The 14,300-nt window shown below is 61.2% G+C and carries 21 protein-coding genes; 4 read left to right on the top strand and 17 right to left on the bottom strand.

Annotated elements, in window-relative coordinates; genetic code table 11:
• Window positions 1-9 precede the first annotated feature (9 nt).
• Both LYSCAS_RS13780 and LYSCAS_RS13775 read right to left on the bottom strand, forming a co-directional pair.
• The gene (locus LYSCAS_RS13780; RefSeq protein WP_213434628.1) at window positions 10-504 is read right to left on the bottom strand and encodes a hypothetical protein; all 495 of its coding nucleotides are present in this window, start codon (window positions 502-504) and stop codon (window positions 10-12) included.
• Between the two features lie 11 nt (window positions 505-515).
• Window positions 516-1,655, bottom strand: coding sequence for a DUF4062 domain-containing protein (locus tag LYSCAS_RS13775; RefSeq protein WP_213434627.1), 1,140 nt, complete (start codon window positions 1,653-1,655; stop codon window positions 516-518).
• A gap of 279 nt (window positions 1,656-1,934) precedes the next feature.
• Between LYSCAS_RS13775 and LYSCAS_RS13770 the strand changes: the two genes are divergently transcribed.
• Entirely contained in the window at window positions 1,935-2,252 is a 318-nt protein-coding gene (locus tag LYSCAS_RS13770) for a hypothetical protein (protein WP_213434626.1), read from the top strand.
• Between the two features lie 31 nt (window positions 2,253-2,283).
• Window positions 2,284-2,559 (top strand): hypothetical protein, encoded by a 276-nt coding sequence (locus tag LYSCAS_RS13765; RefSeq protein ID WP_213434625.1) that lies wholly within the window; start codon window positions 2,284-2,286, stop codon window positions 2,557-2,559.
• A 61-nt stretch (window positions 2,560-2,620) separates the two neighbouring features.
• Here LYSCAS_RS13765 and LYSCAS_RS13760 read toward each other — a convergent pair whose 3' ends face one another.
• The 3 genes from LYSCAS_RS13760 to LYSCAS_RS13750 all read right to left on the bottom strand — a co-directional run bounded on the left by LYSCAS_RS13760 (window position 2,621) and on the right by LYSCAS_RS13750 (window position 3,828).
• On the bottom strand, window positions 2,621-2,914 hold the full coding sequence (locus LYSCAS_RS13760) for a cytoplasmic protein (protein ID WP_213434624.1): 294 nt from the start codon (window positions 2,912-2,914) through the stop codon (window positions 2,621-2,623).
• A gap of 67 nt (window positions 2,915-2,981) precedes the next feature.
• Window positions 2,982-3,236 (bottom strand): XAC0095 family protein, encoded by a 255-nt coding sequence (locus LYSCAS_RS13755; RefSeq protein WP_213434623.1) that lies wholly within the window; start codon window positions 3,234-3,236, stop codon window positions 2,982-2,984.
• Between the two features lie 283 nt (window positions 3,237-3,519).
• Window positions 3,520-3,828 (bottom strand): hypothetical protein, encoded by a 309-nt coding sequence (locus LYSCAS_RS13750; RefSeq protein WP_213434622.1) that lies wholly within the window; start codon window positions 3,826-3,828, stop codon window positions 3,520-3,522.
• Window positions 3,829-3,983: 155 nt separating this feature from the next.
• On the opposite strand from LYSCAS_RS13750, the gene LYSCAS_RS13745 reads away from it, so the two are divergent.
• The gene (locus tag LYSCAS_RS13745; RefSeq protein ID WP_213434621.1) at window positions 3,984-4,457 is read left to right on the top strand and encodes a hypothetical protein; all 474 of its coding nucleotides are present in this window, start codon (window positions 3,984-3,986) and stop codon (window positions 4,455-4,457) included.
• A 421-nt stretch (window positions 4,458-4,878) separates the two neighbouring features.
• Here LYSCAS_RS13745 and LYSCAS_RS13740 read toward each other — a convergent pair whose 3' ends face one another.
• Both LYSCAS_RS13740 and LYSCAS_RS13735 read right to left on the bottom strand, forming a co-directional pair.
• Window positions 4,879-5,418, bottom strand: a complete 540-nt coding sequence (locus LYSCAS_RS13740; RefSeq protein ID WP_213434620.1) for a hypothetical protein — start codon at window positions 5,416-5,418, stop codon at window positions 4,879-4,881.
• A gap of 145 nt (window positions 5,419-5,563) precedes the next feature.
• The gene (locus LYSCAS_RS13735; RefSeq protein WP_213434619.1) at window positions 5,564-5,989 is read right to left on the bottom strand and encodes a hypothetical protein; all 426 of its coding nucleotides are present in this window, start codon (window positions 5,987-5,989) and stop codon (window positions 5,564-5,566) included.
• 210 nt (window positions 5,990-6,199) lie between these two features.
• Here LYSCAS_RS13735 and LYSCAS_RS13730 point away from each other — a divergent pair, with 210 nt between their 5' ends.
• Window positions 6,200-6,511 carry a hypothetical protein gene (locus LYSCAS_RS13730; RefSeq protein WP_213434618.1) on the top strand — a complete coding sequence of 104 codons (312 nt, stop codon included), beginning with the start codon at window positions 6,200-6,202 and terminating at the stop codon, window positions 6,509-6,511.
• On the opposite strand, the gene LYSCAS_RS13725 is transcribed toward LYSCAS_RS13730, so the two are convergent.
• The 10 genes from LYSCAS_RS13725 to LYSCAS_RS13680 form a co-directional block, all read right to left on the bottom strand.
• Window positions 6,493-6,789 (bottom strand): SH3 domain-containing protein, encoded by a 297-nt coding sequence (locus LYSCAS_RS13725; protein WP_213434617.1) that lies wholly within the window; start codon window positions 6,787-6,789, stop codon window positions 6,493-6,495. The two genes, LYSCAS_RS13730 and LYSCAS_RS13725, sit on opposite strands and share 19 nt — an antisense overlap.
• Before the next feature lie 157 nt (window positions 6,790-6,946).
• Complete coding sequence (locus tag LYSCAS_RS13720; protein WP_213434616.1) at window positions 6,947-7,435, bottom strand: hypothetical protein; 489 nt, start codon at window positions 7,433-7,435, stop codon at window positions 6,947-6,949.
• A 131-nt stretch (window positions 7,436-7,566) separates the two neighbouring features.
• A complete protein-coding gene (locus tag LYSCAS_RS13715; RefSeq protein WP_213434615.1) occupies window positions 7,567-9,933 on the bottom strand; it encodes a prolyl oligopeptidase family serine peptidase in 2,367 nt (788 codons plus the stop codon).
• A 264-nt stretch (window positions 9,934-10,197) separates the two neighbouring features.
• Window positions 10,198-10,587, bottom strand: a complete 390-nt coding sequence (locus LYSCAS_RS13710) for a hypothetical protein (protein WP_213434613.1) — start codon at window positions 10,585-10,587, stop codon at window positions 10,198-10,200.
• Between the two features lie 442 nt (window positions 10,588-11,029).
• Window positions 11,030-11,392, bottom strand: coding sequence for a hypothetical protein (locus LYSCAS_RS13705; RefSeq protein ID WP_213434612.1), 363 nt, complete (start codon window positions 11,390-11,392; stop codon window positions 11,030-11,032).
• Between the two features lie 131 nt (window positions 11,393-11,523).
• A complete protein-coding gene (locus tag LYSCAS_RS13700; protein ID WP_213434610.1) occupies window positions 11,524-11,907 on the bottom strand; it encodes a hypothetical protein in 384 nt (127 codons plus the stop codon).
• A 112-nt stretch (window positions 11,908-12,019) separates the two neighbouring features.
• The gene (locus LYSCAS_RS13695) at window positions 12,020-12,124 is read right to left on the bottom strand and encodes an excalibur calcium-binding domain-containing protein (protein WP_244858758.1); all 105 of its coding nucleotides are present in this window, start codon (window positions 12,122-12,124) and stop codon (window positions 12,020-12,022) included.
• A 507-nt stretch (window positions 12,125-12,631) separates the two neighbouring features.
• Window positions 12,632-13,000 (bottom strand): hypothetical protein, encoded by a 369-nt coding sequence (locus tag LYSCAS_RS13690; RefSeq protein WP_213434608.1) that lies wholly within the window; start codon window positions 12,998-13,000, stop codon window positions 12,632-12,634.
• 237 nt (window positions 13,001-13,237) lie between these two features.
• Complete coding sequence (locus LYSCAS_RS13685; RefSeq protein WP_213434607.1) at window positions 13,238-13,642, bottom strand: hypothetical protein; 405 nt, start codon at window positions 13,640-13,642, stop codon at window positions 13,238-13,240.
• A 126-nt stretch (window positions 13,643-13,768) separates the two neighbouring features.
• Window positions 13,769-14,182: an STY0301 family protein gene (locus LYSCAS_RS13680; RefSeq protein WP_213434604.1), complete on the bottom strand. Its 414-nt coding sequence runs from the start codon at window positions 14,180-14,182 to the stop codon at window positions 13,769-13,771.
• Window positions 14,183-14,300 lie beyond the last annotated feature (118 nt).

The following is a 14,300-nucleotide window of genomic DNA, read 5'->3' as shown; positions in this document are numbered from 1 at the left end:
GAATCTGTCTCAAGTTCCCCGGCGATCCACTTCGCACAGGGTGCCAAGGCTCGAATACGGGCGGCTCTTATGACAAAGCTCAACTGTCCATTGGGCGAACCGGAGGGCCCGGTGCTCGTCCTGCAACTCGACGCTGCGCCCATCGATTCCAAATGAAATGTAGTCCCGATCCCAGTCTCTGCGAGCATCAGCCCCCATCAAGATCGGCCCGCTTTCCGACAGTGTTAGCGTAACTGTGCGGTCCGCGTCCAAGGCCGGCTTCGCATCTCGCAAAACCATTGGGAACCAAGAGAATGGGGCGATGATGCCCAGCGCGGGCGCCATGCTCGCGCGCACCTCAACCACCCAACCGGCCCGTTCGCCTTCCAGGATCAGAGCTCCTTCAAAGCCGGAGCCACCAGAGACGCGCAACGACCAGCAGTCGCGAGTCTTGAACAAGCTGCCTGCCGGCATCTCACTCGGATGCAATTGCCCAAATGCCTGCGCTGGAAACTTCATATTCATCTCCCTCGTGATTACCAGCCGCGATCCATGTCTTTCCAGCGGCGTCGCAGCAACACCACCAAGTCTTCAACGATCCGCACTGCGTCCATCGACAGCGCAGCGCGCACGCGATGCTGCGGCGAAAGCATGACGGGGGCTTCCCGTTCTCGCTCGCGCCCGAATGCACCGAACGATCCAGAATTCGGACTGGCGGCATGCTCATCACGCGTTCGCCAGCCCATCGCGCCCTCACCCACCAGCGCCGCTGCAAGCGTTACATGCGTGATCCGGTCAGTTGGATCGATATGGCCGAGCAACCATGCGGCGTAGCCGATTGCATTAGCAAGTTTCGATGCAACTTCCTCTTCGATTACGAAGGAGAACCCAGAGCTGCTGCCCTCTCCCCTCGCCGGCAGAATGAGGCGGATATCTCCCGTGCCCCACACGCGCACTTCTGCGAGCGACTCATGGCTCCGTTGCTGGTAAATCGACAGCGCCGTCGACTGAACTCGACTATCCGTTCCGATACGGCGATCGAACACCGCTGCGCTGCCGAACAGCGCTCGTTCCTGCATTGCTTCCGCTAGTGCCGCCGATTCAAGTTCAGCGGGTCTAAGGATCGTTGTCTCCGGCCCCGCGGCAATGCTCAACTGCAGTGCAACTCCAGACTGTCGCCCATGTTCGCTGCCAGGTAGCAACTCTTGCGCGCGACGCGCCATTGCGTTTGGATCGAGTGGCCCCGTTGCGTGCGAGAGCGTGTATTCGTGGAGCGCGCGCGTGACGAGGTCACGAAGTTGTTCGGGGGATGAGAAGGATTCTCGAAACAATCCGCTCTCCCACGACCCCGCCTCGGAGATAAGCGCCACTTGATCGGGCTCTGCCTCGCCTTGCTTGATGAAGGTGAGAATCGGCTTCCGACCACGAGCCTCGCGATACTCCTCATGAGTAGCCGACAGGCCAGAGCCCTGCTTGGCGCCGTATCGCGTGTCGAGAATGAGCACAACCAAATCGGCTTGGCGCAACCCCGTCAGGCAAGCAATCTGTGGTGATTTTGCCTGGGAACCGAAATTCTCAGCCATAACCGCTTCGTGGCGAAGCAACTCAACGGCTTGTTTGACTGCGGCGCGCTCGGCTTCCAAACCGGTAATCAGGGAACTGATAAAAACCTTCATATCACCACCTGTATTTTATTTCCGGAGTCTACGGCTGCCACTACCCACCCCGTGCTGGTATGGATTCTCGACAGATTTCTGAGCCCAATTCGTTACCCCGTTGCCGAGGATCCGTGTCCAACTTGCCAGACTGTGGCGGCATAGTCTGGTTGACCTTCGGTAACTTTGGCGCCAGACGTGCCCCGACGGTAGCCGATGGCACATGTGCACTGCACCAATTGGCCTACCTCAGTCGAACACCACGTAGGCCTCTTTTACACATGCATTGAGGCGGGGACGATGACCGACAGGGACAGTTCAATCCAGATTGGCAATGCGCATAAGTTGCTGCGGGATGCAGATCCTGCATGGGTGACATCTCAGTTGCAGGGGCAAGGCACAGGCGCGTGCATCATCATCAAGATAGAGACGGACGCTGCCTCTCTCACCTTGGCGACTGCCGGATGTGGACTTTCCGGGCGCAAGGGCCAACCTCGCGAGTACAAGCCGGCGGAGAGGGAGCTTATCGACTTATGGACCAAGAAGGGCCTCGCTTCCAACGACGTCAAAGTCGGTGACGTTGTGTCGTTCGTCAATGCCGCGAAGAAGGATTTGTAATGAAGGAGTGCCTCAGCCGAAGGAGACCCCAATGAGGGAAGTAGATGGTTTCCAAGTGTCCGCCACCGCGGTGGCTATTGGGGATGGCGTGTATCGACCTGGCATTGAAATTTTCAGTCCGAAAGGAGTCAAGACTGCGATATTTGAAGTCGGGTACGCCGGTGATCTTCCAATGGGAGAGGCCGACGCGCTCGACGCTGCGCGTGCGGTACTGGATGACGTCATACGCGTATCCGATGCAGGTCACGCGGTATTTCTGGCTGATGGAACGATTCGCGTCCGTTTGATCTTTAAAGCCAAAGACTAACGGCACGTGGTCCACCCGGCACAAAGTTCATCAACGTTCGCAGGCGACTTGGCGCCCGCTCTTATACGAACCAATAGGCGTGCATTGCCGACAAAAACGCAGCATCGATCGGATAGCCGGAAGCGGACCCGATGACGGAATCAATGCCGCACCTTGGGCAGAGCGCACTGTTGCCAGTGCTCAACTCGAAGTCATCGGGCGTCCCGTCCGGCCACCCAACCCAGAACTCGATCTCGCGCGGATCGAATACCGACTCGCAGTAGAAGCAACCACACAACGCACTCGCTTCCACCTCGCTCCGGTGGTTGGCGGAATGCTTGTGGGCGGCGATGACGTCGGGCGAGGCAGCGGGCATCGGGGAATCTTACCGGGCGCCCCAGTAAACGGGGCGCCGGTCGATACGTATCGGCGCGCGGGCGCCGTCATCCCACGCACGCCTCCTTGGACCACCGCACCGCCTCCGCCACTTCCTCCAGCTCATCGACCAGGCAGGACATGCAGGCGGCCAGAACCTCCTGCCGAATCGTGATCTCTTCCAGCGGCTCGCCGATCGCGTCGACAAGACTCGACACGAATCGCACGTTGTCGCGCATCCGCACGACCAGTTCGTGCGCGGCAACCAGGTTGATGTAGACACTCGGCGGCACGTCGTGTGCTTCGCAGGCTTCATTGAACATCGTGGGCCCTCCCCTCTCATTGCGTGAGGTGCTCGCGTCGTTGCGACGCGAGATGTCGGGAGGCTAGAAGCCGCACACAGCCGGCGGGCGTATTCCCCTTTCGGGTCTTGTATTAGCCGCCCTCCCGACGCAGAGGCCTTGCGTCGGCGCGTTCAAGGAACGCGTTTGCCACCGATGACGGGGTGGCGACCACTGTGTGCGAGCTTCTAGGCTCCGCACACGTAATGTCCATTTCGACGCATCACCGGGTCAACGCACAACCCATTCGATTCGTCTCGCACCTTCAATGCACATCTTCTTCCGCGCCCGCGCGCACATTCTTCCCGTCGATCAACAGCCACGCCATGTACGCAAACGGCGCAACACACACCACGAGCACGAACACCCTCGGCCAAGGAAGCAACAACGCAACCGCTATGCTCCAGAACCGGAGACGTCGCACCAGCGCCAGCACCGACACCGCGTACGTGATCATTCCCGGGATAGCTGCGAACAAGAAGGCCACCTTGGCCCATGCATTCGCGCTCAAGCCCTTCCAGGCCAACGCGCCAACCACCATGAGCGCCAATGCGCTCCCGATGCCGAACCACAAGAACCCCACCCGCCCATGCCTTGGCTCCCCAGCCGGAACGTGGTGCCCTCGCCTCACATATTGCCCTCTGGCGCAAATGCCCCACGGAACAATTTTTTCTGGCCATCCCGCGGAGGGAAATTTCGCTCCCCTACCACCGCAAGAGCGACACCGAAATGGCACAGAACCTCATCCAGACCATCATCACCGACGAGCAGATCGCCGAAGCCTCCGCCGCGCTGGACGTGCTCGAACGCATCTTCCCGGACTTCATCGTGCTGGACGTCAACGACCGGCGCAGCATCCGGCGCATGGGGACGCGGTCGGAGCAGTTCACCCGGCAGACCCTCATCGTGGGTCAGGAAAATCCGAAGCTGGTGCCCGAGACCGTCGGCCTGCGCGACGCCATCGCCGACATGGCCGCGTACGACCGGCTCTTCCCGCTGTTCTCCCGCCTCACGCGCATCCACCAGTGCTGGGAAGATTCGCTCCTGGCCATGGGCAGCGACGCCTACGACGCCGCCCTGGGCATCTACCTGCTGCTGAAGGCCTTCGGCAAGAGCATGGGCCTGGACGAACTCCGCAAGGGCGTGGGCTCGCTGTTCGCCAAGTCGCGCCGCAAGGCGAAGGCGCTGCTGCAGGGCGAATGAGGCGGCGCACGGCGCGATAGCGATTGGAAGTTGGACGTTTGCAGGTCGCGGGTCATACAGAGCGGCTTGGACCTGCTGACGAGGGGTCGGCAATGGGTGCCGAGCAGGTTCGGATTCCTACAGAGCAGCGATTGGCTGGTGTGGAGGGGTTCGGACCTGCAATGGAGGGGGTGGCGACGCATGTATTCGAGGTCGCAGCTCCAATGCAGCAGGTCGAAGGTGCTATGCATCAGGTGGGCGCTGGTGTGGAGCGGCTCGGAGGTGGTGTGGAGCAGGTCCAAGCTGCTATCGCACGATCAGCGTGGCGAATTGGTTGAACCGCTATCGGCCAGAGGCGGCATGCTCGCGCACCGGCACCGAGGTTGAACCGGTCGGCATTTGATGGACGACGGACAGAGTTCGGCTTGGCGCGTCGCGCACGCTATTTCCGCCCCACGCACTGCATGAAATCGTCCAGATAGAAATACGTCCCCGGATCGGACAGCGGAAACGAATCAATCGTCCTCCTGGTAGCGATATCCCGCGCCGTCGAACTTACCGATACCAGCTTCATGTGGGGGCAGCCCAAAGCCACTGATTGCGGATAGTTCGCTCTGATCGCAATCCTTCGATGCAAGGGAGAGGACACGCCTTCAAGCACAAACGTGCGCATGCTTTCGACAGGCACGAATGTCGCATCACTCGGACAAGCATTGCTCTTGTTGGCTTTCTCGATCACGAAAAGCACCGGAGAACCAACCGCAAACCTCTCCCCTGTACATATCCGAAGGTTGCTCCCCTGACGGGACGCGATGCGGTACACGAAAACTGCCGGAAGCCCAGCGCGTGACACTTCATCCGCCTCGACAACCCTTCCGACACCAGCACGAGATGCACTGACATAGGAGCTCTTGACGCTCGGAACGCCGGCGCTAGCCGAGGTCGCCAGCAAGAGTCCCGCGAACAGAAATCGAACGTTCATTACTTGCCGCTCCCTGGGATAGACCCACCCTACCGTATGTCCGCTTTGGGTCGAAAGCAGTCACTAGGTGACCGGCTGTCACCGGGCGGCGGAGTTGGTTTTCTTGAATGTCCGCTTTCGGCCAAAAGCGGACACTTGGTGTTACTCACCAGGCCGCGGCTGTCCTAGGCACCTCAATGGTGACCGTTGGTTCCGCGTCTGCAACATCGAGAAGAACCACCGTCGACTGGCCAATGAAGTAATACCGGTCGATTCGCTTGTAGAGCATTTGGCCGTACTCCCCGTATTGGTCGCGTACGGCGCTGGAGCGTTCCACCCACGCCGAGCAGGGATCGGAATGCGACGGATCGAACGATTCATGCGGCAACCTACCGGGTGGGAAGTCTATCGGGCTTTCATCCCACAGCATCAGGCTCGCCAAGCATTGCTCAAATGCGATTCGCATTCTGAAAATGCATTGCCCGTTCCGCCCTTCCTCCCAAACGATTGTCACGCTTCGATCCTCGACGCGCACGTCGAGGCCGGGATTGTTCCCTAAGGATTCTTCCAGCGGCTTCCAAGGCTTGAACATGGTGTGTGACGCCCGACGAATAGGTTGATCCCGGCGATTATCACCGGGCCCGCAAGTCAACACGAACGGGAGCGCCGAATGTCCGCTTTGGGTCGAAAGCGGCCACCCATGGCCCTGCAATCACGGAGGCGCGCTTCACGGAATGCTTGGCCGATTTGCGTCGCCTGCGCCGTCCCCTCGGCTAAGACAGTCGCCGACAACCTTCAAACCATGAAACGCGAACACACACGCTCCAGCGCAGTCCCCGCAAAGGCGGTCGGTGCGCAGTCCACGGGCGCCCTGGCGCTGGGCGGGATGACGCTGGGCGCGATCGCCGTTGGCGCGGCGGCCATCGGTGCCCTGGTCATCGGTCGCCTGGTCATCGGACGGGCACGCATCAAGCGACTGGAAATCGACCATCTCGTCGTCCGTCAGCTCCAGGTCACGGAGCTGCTCACGACGCCCTCCAGCACAGCGCCTGAGGTGGCAAGCGCTGCGTCGGATGTCCTGTCGGCCGGAAGCGGTCAGTCCTCGGCGCGATAGTCCAGCGACGTGCACAGCACCCAACCCGTTTGTCCGCCCGGCGTCCGCACGCGGCAAGCCCAATAGTCCTTTCCATACGTGTCGTCGAGGACACCGACGGTTTCGCCCTGGTCCAGCGCAGCAATCGGGCGCGGCTCGGGCCGGTTGATCGCACCCGCGTACGCGGCCTCCTCCTCCGTCTCGTAAACCCATGTCGCGCTCGTGACCTTCGACTCCGTCGCTGCCGTGCAAGCAGCAAGCGCGGCCATCGTGATCAGGGCAATGCAGCGATAACTCATTTCAGGCTTCTTGGTGGGCGTCGTCGACCGGTCCCGGGAGATTTGGCTTTGAGGAATTTCCACATCGGTCTCGGTGATCCTGTCGCGTGAACCACGTACGCACCCAGGTGTCCGCTATCGGCCAGGAGCGGACGTTGGCGTTGGGTCCGACTCGATCTTACAGCCGACCTGTTTCGAACGATTGTTCCCAGCCCACGGCGCTAACCACGCGAACGTGGCCCGTTTCGAACGTGAACTTCACGCGGGACACGTGCTTGCCTTGGCTGTCGATGAACTCGACCTCGACTTCGACCTCGGGCTTTGAGCAGGCACCTGGCGACCTGTCCATGTAGTCCCAACCCAGGAAGCGGTACGTGTCGGCCTTCATGGTTCGCGCAAGCTCGCGAGCGCCATCGATGCCCGTGCCCAACGGGCGGCCCACGTCACCAGCGCCGAGGTTGAACGTTGCCGTTGGGGAGACCAGCGTCGCGAGCCCGCCATCCGGATTTGCTGCCCGCTTGACGACTTCAACGGCGCGAAGGCTCAGGTACTGATGCAATTCACGTGAGCTCGTGAATTCGTGCAGATCGCATCGGGTCGGGCCTGCGAATGCAGGGCCGGCGGCCAGGAGCGAACCGACGCAAAAGATCAATCGATGCAGTTTCATCGGCTCAGTATCCCCAACGTCAGGCGGCGGCGGAACGTGAGCTGCGTCGGGCGCGACGCTGGGAGGCGTCCCCTGCCCGCCGCAGCCAGCCAGCGTGGCCAGCATCAATGCAAGGGCAATCCGCGCAGCCCCTACTTTCCACTCGACCGCTTATCCGGCTGGTCGAGCACCTTCAGCTCGACGACATGGCGCCCCGTCGCAACCCACCGATTCCCGCGCCACGCCCAGGTGTCATGCGCAACAAACGTCTCCCGCACGGAATTGCCGTTCGAGAGCGTCGCGTTCCAGTCCGAAACCACGGTTGCCACGACGGTGTCGGGACCGATCAGGCGCAAGGCGGTCATGCTCGGGTTGTAGCCATGCATCTTCATTGTCATGAAGTTGCGCATCCAACTCGCCAGGTCGACGCGCTTGCTGCTGTTCTCGAAGGTCAGTCGATACTCCGGCGCCATCACCTGGGCAAGCATGGCCGGATCCTGCCTGCGGATCCCGTCGGCCCAGAATGCGTTTGCAGTCGTGATCCCGGCGGCGATCTGCGCTGCGGTCGCGGATTCATTGGCCTGCCCGCTCGTCTCCACCAGGTGCTGCCGGAAGAACGCGATGCGCGCCTCGTCGGCTTGCGGTTCTTCCCACATCGCGTGGGTCGCGCCGTCCAATGCCACGAACGTATGCGGCTTGCCGGCGCGTTCGAGTGCGGAGACCAGTTGCCTGGATTCTTCGATCAGCACGTCGTCGTCGGCGGTGCCGTGGAGGATCAGGAGCGGTGCCTGCAGTCGCTCCACCAACGCCAGGTTCGATCCGGCGGCATACGCGTCCGCGCAATCGTCCGGCGCGCAGCCCATGTACGGTTCGGCGGCGACGCGCATCGTCGACAGTTCGAACGCACCGGCAGCGAACACGCCCGCCTTGTACTGCTCCGGTGCCAGCAGCATGGTGCGCAATCCGAAGTAGCCGCCCCAACTTCCGCCCATGACGCCAACGCGCGACAGATCCATGTACGGGCGGTCCCTGGCCAGGTTGCGCAGGCCAGCCACCTGGTCCGCCGGCTCGACTTGCCCAAAACGCCCATATCCGAAATTCTGGAATGCGCGCCCGCGCCCGGGCGTGCCGCGGCCATCCAGCATCACCACCACGAAGCCCTGCTGTGCGATCCGGCGCATCTGGGCGAGGTTCTGGTTGGTCGGGCTGGGCGGCACGACGCTGGCGTTCGGGCCGCCGTAGATGTCCTGGATGACCGGGTAGCGTTTGCCGGGTTCGAGCGGATGCGGGGCCACCACGATGGCGCGAAGCAGCGTCTTGCCGTCCGCCGCGGGCACCAGCGCGGTTTCGGGGGCCGCGTATCCATTCGCGACGGCCTCCCGCCAGTCGGCTTCCCACACCGTCCTGACCGCGGTGCCCGTGCTGGTGATCTCCTCGATGCGACGCGTTTGCGGAAATCCCGCCCGGATCAGCCAGAGCCTGCTCTTGTCCGCTGAAAACTTGATGGCCGGGATGTGGTCGGCTTCGGCGATCGTGGTGATCTTGCCGGTGTCGAGCTCGATGCGGACCAGTCGATCGAAATAGGGATTGCGGGCGTGGCCATTGGCCTTCGCGTAGACGATCCGGTTCGGCACGTCCACTTCGATGACGCGGTCGACCCAACCTGCCATGTGTTGTTCGGTCAATGCACGGCGCAGCGTGCCATCTGCGTTGTAGTGATACAGATGCCGGAACCCCGTGCGGTCGCTGGTCCAGACGAACGAGTCGTCGGGCAGAAAAGTGACGATCTTCTGCGCGAGCAATTGTTGGGTGTAGCCATCGAGCATGTTCAAACCGAGCAGCGAGATCGGCTTGGGTTCCGCCAGCAGCACGCGAATTTGTCCGTTGCGGGGATCGGCGACCAGCAAGTCCAGGTGGGTCTGGTAACGATCCGCGCGCAACAGCCGCAACTGGCGCGAATCGTGGCGCCACTCCAGCAATTGGACATAAGGTTGGGCAGGATCGTGCAGGATGGGCGTCGCCCGGCCCGTACTTGCGTCGACGACGTACAGTTGCGTCTTCGGCAACGGCTGGCCCACGCGCGAATAGCGCACCTTCCGCATTTTCGTCGGGCCGAATTGTTCGCCCGTCAGCGTGGTCAGCGGCACCTGGGCGTCGTCGATCTTCTTGACGGCCAGCGATGCGCCATCGGGCGACCAGAGCGCACCTTCGATGTCCCAGTGCCCGGCGTCGTCGGCCGTTGCCAACACGCGAACGGAATCGCTCGTTGCCGGACGGACGTAGAGGTTGCCGTCCTGCGTGCCCGCCACTTGCCGGTGATCGGGTGACGCGACTTCCGTGACGGGCGGCATGTAGGAAAACTGACCGGGGCGCACGACCTTCAGTGGCGTCGATGGAGGCACCGACCCGCTCGGCAACGCGTCCCAGACTGCGCGGGATTGCGCCACGATCGGCGTGGTCGGGTTTTCGCTCTGCAAGTACGTTGGCCTGGCCTGGGGCTCGGCGGCGCGCGAAATCATTGACACGGCTAGCCACATTGCCACCAGGGCGACAGTTCCAGCTCTCATTAGCGAGTCTCCCGCTGTCGACCTTCTGGATGTGCAAGTGACGCGAACGGTTGCGGCCGGCATCCGTAGGTTCTACGTCAAGCGCAGGCGATGGCGGTCATCGTTGGTCTCGTGATCGCCGGCCGGAAGGCGGCCGAACCGATCGAATGTCTGCAATGGGTCGAAGCCGGGTGGGCGAATGTCCGCTTTCGGCCAGAAGCGGACATTCGCCAACAATCAAGCCGAGCCGCGAGTCGTCTTGGGGCGAATTGCCTGCCACGCGCCAAATGCAGCCAGCACGTTGGCAGCCATGACAATCCAGAACCCTCCTTTCACGCCTTGCCAGAGACCGACGCTGGCCAAGTAGAGGCACGCGCTCGCCAACAGGGATGACAAGAAGCCAGCCAGGGGAGCGCGGTACAGGAGGATGGCGGTTGCCGCTCCCAGAATGACAAAGGCGATCCACAGGCACTTAACCAGCGGTCCAACTGCCCACAAGGCTTGAGCCTCCGGTGTATCCGGAATGAAGTGCAGCACTAGATCAAAGGCCACCAGCGAGTGGATGACTGCAGCAAGAACCATCAGCATCGCTGCGTAACGGCTGGACACCGGCGACTTGAACTTCATGGCAACCCTCTCAATAGGTCCAATGAGCTTATGCAAGCTGGGGCGGACCAACAAGCTCATGACTGGGCCAAGGGCGACGGAGTTATGACACTTCGAATGTCCGCTTTGGGTCGGAAGCGGACGCTCAGGTTGGATGCCCGCTATCGGCCAGGAGCGGACATCACTGGGGCGGTGGTTTCGCGGTCCCGTCGGGCTCCCGGAGCCCCGCAACGATTTCTTCGGCGACCTTCGCGGCTGACTGTGGCCAACCGTCTTCCATGGGGTCCAACGCAACCCCAGCAGTCGCCGCCGCAATCAGTGGAAAGCGGGTCGTCGTCGTTGTTGAGTCGACGGGCACAGATCTTGCGTCGCGAGTTCACTTCAATCCTCCGGAAAACGAATGTCCGCTATCGGCCAGAAGCGGACATCCGCAAGAGTCTTAGGTGCTACTGCTGTGCGACTGCTAAAAGCAGAGCAAGCGCTCCACGCGCTTGGCGTCGGCCTCCGACTGCACCGAGAGAACGAGGTACCCGTCTTCCTCGCCGAGCGCCTGCACGCGCTCTTTGCTCGGAAAAACGATCAAAGTTGTAGGGCCGCGCTTTGCAGCCTTGAAGACCGCATCGGCTTCGGGGTCCTTGGCAGGTGTGAACGACACGATGAGCTCCAGCCCGCCCTTGCCATGCCGTAATTCCGGCGTCTGTCTTGGTGCGCCCTCGGAAACGAACGTGTTGCAGGCATTGCGAATTTCCACAGGCTCCTGGGTGCCGCCTGCGCATCCGGCTAATGGCAGCGCCAAAAGCACGATCAAGAAAGGCCCAAGTTTCATTTCCTGTTTGTCCCCCGTTCCTTGCCTGCGGCGACACTGTAGCGTTGATCCGGAACTAATCCGAATGTCCGCTTTGGGTCGAAAGCGGACATCTAAAAGCCACTGACGAGGAGAGGAACCAAGGGCAGCATCTAGTCGTCTTCCCCAGTCTCGATTGCATGAATCTTCATGGCAAAGAAACTGAGGGCAACCAACGCGGGGAGAACAATCAGCATGATGCCGCGGCCGGAGACTGATCCATCTGGCAACCGAAATATCCAGTGAGAAGAAATCCCAGCAATTGCCGCGCCTCCAAGACAGCCCAGGAATGTCTTTCGTGAGCGCCATTCGCTGAGCATGTCCCAGGTGATCAGCCCGGTCACTGCCGAACATGCCAGCCAGGGGTACCACCCGATTGCTGTAAATCCCAGAACGCCACCGACTGTGGGCATTAGCATCCAAACAGCCGCAGCTCCAGCCTTGTTCTCGTCATTCATCGCCATACTCTTCGCGCTTTCCTTGACGAATTTAGACACCGACGCTAGCTGCTGAAAGGATTGGCTTCAATGTCCGCTTGGTGGCGCGGCCTGAGTTTTCGAAACGCATGGATCGACATCGTGCCGGTCCACTATTGGCGAGAAGCGGACATCAGTTGCACCACTGCCGTTCGCATGGAACGCCATCGTTGTTGCCGTCCATCCTGGTGTTGGGACAGTGCTGGACAAAGTACGTCGCTTCAGCGCATGACGTCATTTGGGAGCACATGGTGCGCCCGTCGCACTTGAACAATGAGGCGACGGCTTCATCGTCGCGAGCCGGCGGAATCGAGGCGGACGAAACGCTTGCGAGGCGCTGCCCAGCGGAGCCGCTGGCAGGTTTCGGGCTGTACTTTGCGTACCCGAGCCAGGCGATGCCGGCGACGAGGAGAAGGATCAGGACGTTTTTCACCAGCTTGACCCCCTGTTGCCAGAGAACCAGATAGCGTGTTCCTGGTGCGCCCGCCGTAGGAATATTTCTTGGGTCGAATGACGTAACCAGGGCCAGGCTACCAGGGTCGGCTTGCCCCGGCGGACCCTGCGACTGTCGGCGTTTTTCCCTGTCTTGTTCGTTCGTCCGATTGTCGGGTTGGCAATTGGATACGGCGCGTGCCGCTGGTTTGAGCGCGGGCGCCGCAGCTAGAGCGTGGTGTCACGCTTCGGGTCGAAAGCAGACGTCTACGGCAAATGACCGCTATCGGCCAGAAGCGGGCACTCGCCCCTGTCAATGAACTTGTGAGTTGATCAGCAGCTTGATCGGCTTTCCGCGCTCATCAGTAACGAGGCGGCCTTCAAAGACGCCGTAGATCGAAGCGTAAGGGTTCCCGGCATTCGCCCGGCCGAGATCTTCCAAGAGCTCCGACGCGCCACCCGAAACTTCTGCGCTTAGCACATCGGTTCCGTCGGGCGTGTCGACCAGATATTCGCCATGTCGCGTCGAAATCAGGTACGCCGTCATTCGAATTTCCCGCCTGACACACCCCTCGGGATGCGCCTTGACAGAGCTCACGGACGCGCAGGTTTTTGCCGGCGGTTGAGCAGCACTGCAGCCCAGCGACAGGAGGGCCGTGGCCAACAAGATTCCAAGTTTCATTTGCAGTCCCCTGGGGCTTTTCTCGTACTGGGACTCAGGCTACCCGGACCGAGTGGCCCGGCACGATTAGAGGACCCAGTGTCCGCTTTGGGTCGAAAGCGGCCACTCGGCCGAGGGGCCCGACCAGTGTCCGCTATCGGCCAGGAGCGGACATTCCCGAACGCCTGAATTAGGCCGGGCCGCGAACGGGCTCAATGCCCTGTTAGACGTGCGGCGGCACAACAGCAGCCGGCACGCCTAGGCGACAAACCCAATTTGCGGTGTTTCAACAACGCCTCCCCAGCGCAGTGCCAGTGAGTATCTGGAACCTCGTGACAAGCGATAGGTGGCTCGCGGAAAGATGAGCGCAAGAACTTCCGGCAGCATCTCTTCAAGCTTGCCCTTTAGCTCAAATTGCACAGATTCGCCTGGGGAAAGCAGGTGGTTAGGCGCAGCATGCGCGGGGTTCACGAGCTTGTACTCTATTGGCTGAAGTCGGGCGTCATCTTTGTCGCGCAACTCCAGAGCCGTAAGCTCCGCGTCAGCGATGAGGCGCTCTATAGGCAATGACTGCACGCTTTCCTCGTCGTTGGCCAATGTGACGTGAAGAGAAAAGGTCCCTGCCTTGAGGTCTTTTTCGGACAAGCTAATAGTTGTTTTCATCGCTCATGCTTTGGGTCGGAAGCGGTCGTCCCGAACTGCGCGACCGAGTGGGATGCTGGGCGTCCGCTATCGGCCAGAAGCGGACATTCGTCAAGGTGCCAGAGGGCAACTTCAACGAACGCCCGCTTACTTGCATGCGTTGCTAACCAACGCGCCTGGCTTGCCCCTGCGGAATTGGATTTCGCAAGAGGAAACGACGTCGAGTTTCTTCGCGAGCGAGAATCCCGTCTTCGATCGGGGATCGGTATAGACGCACGTCACCCAGTCGCCCTTGCGGACGCTGACAACTTCGACCGAGGCCCCCTTGTGATCGATCACCCTGTCTGGTGCCAGCACCATCATGTCCCGGGGATGCCCGCGGGAAAACGAGAGTCCCGTGAGGGACAGCACACTGGCCTTGTCGGGTGGAGAGACGACCTCCCAGCCAGAACCTTCGACGGGTTGAATCCTGCCGTGAAACTCGCGCGGGCAAACCTCCCCCGCCAAGACCGGCGACGCGATTCCAGCCAAGAAACCAAGCAGAACGATGCGACGCAACATGACGCCTCCATGGCAGCGCCGCATTGGCGAGCGGCAACCAAGGCTACCAATGTCCGCTATCGGCCAGAAGCGGTCATTCGCGGATACCGGACGGCCAGACTGCCCAGACGAAACTGAT

Origin of the sequence: Noviluteimonas caseinilytica, assembly GCF_018406605.1 — a bacterium.
GTDB classification, from domain to species: Bacteria; Pseudomonadota; Gammaproteobacteria; order Xanthomonadales; family Xanthomonadaceae; genus Noviluteimonas; species Noviluteimonas caseinilytica.
Note: the sequence above shows the minus strand (reverse complement) of the source record. Positions and strands in the feature narration are given on the sequence as shown.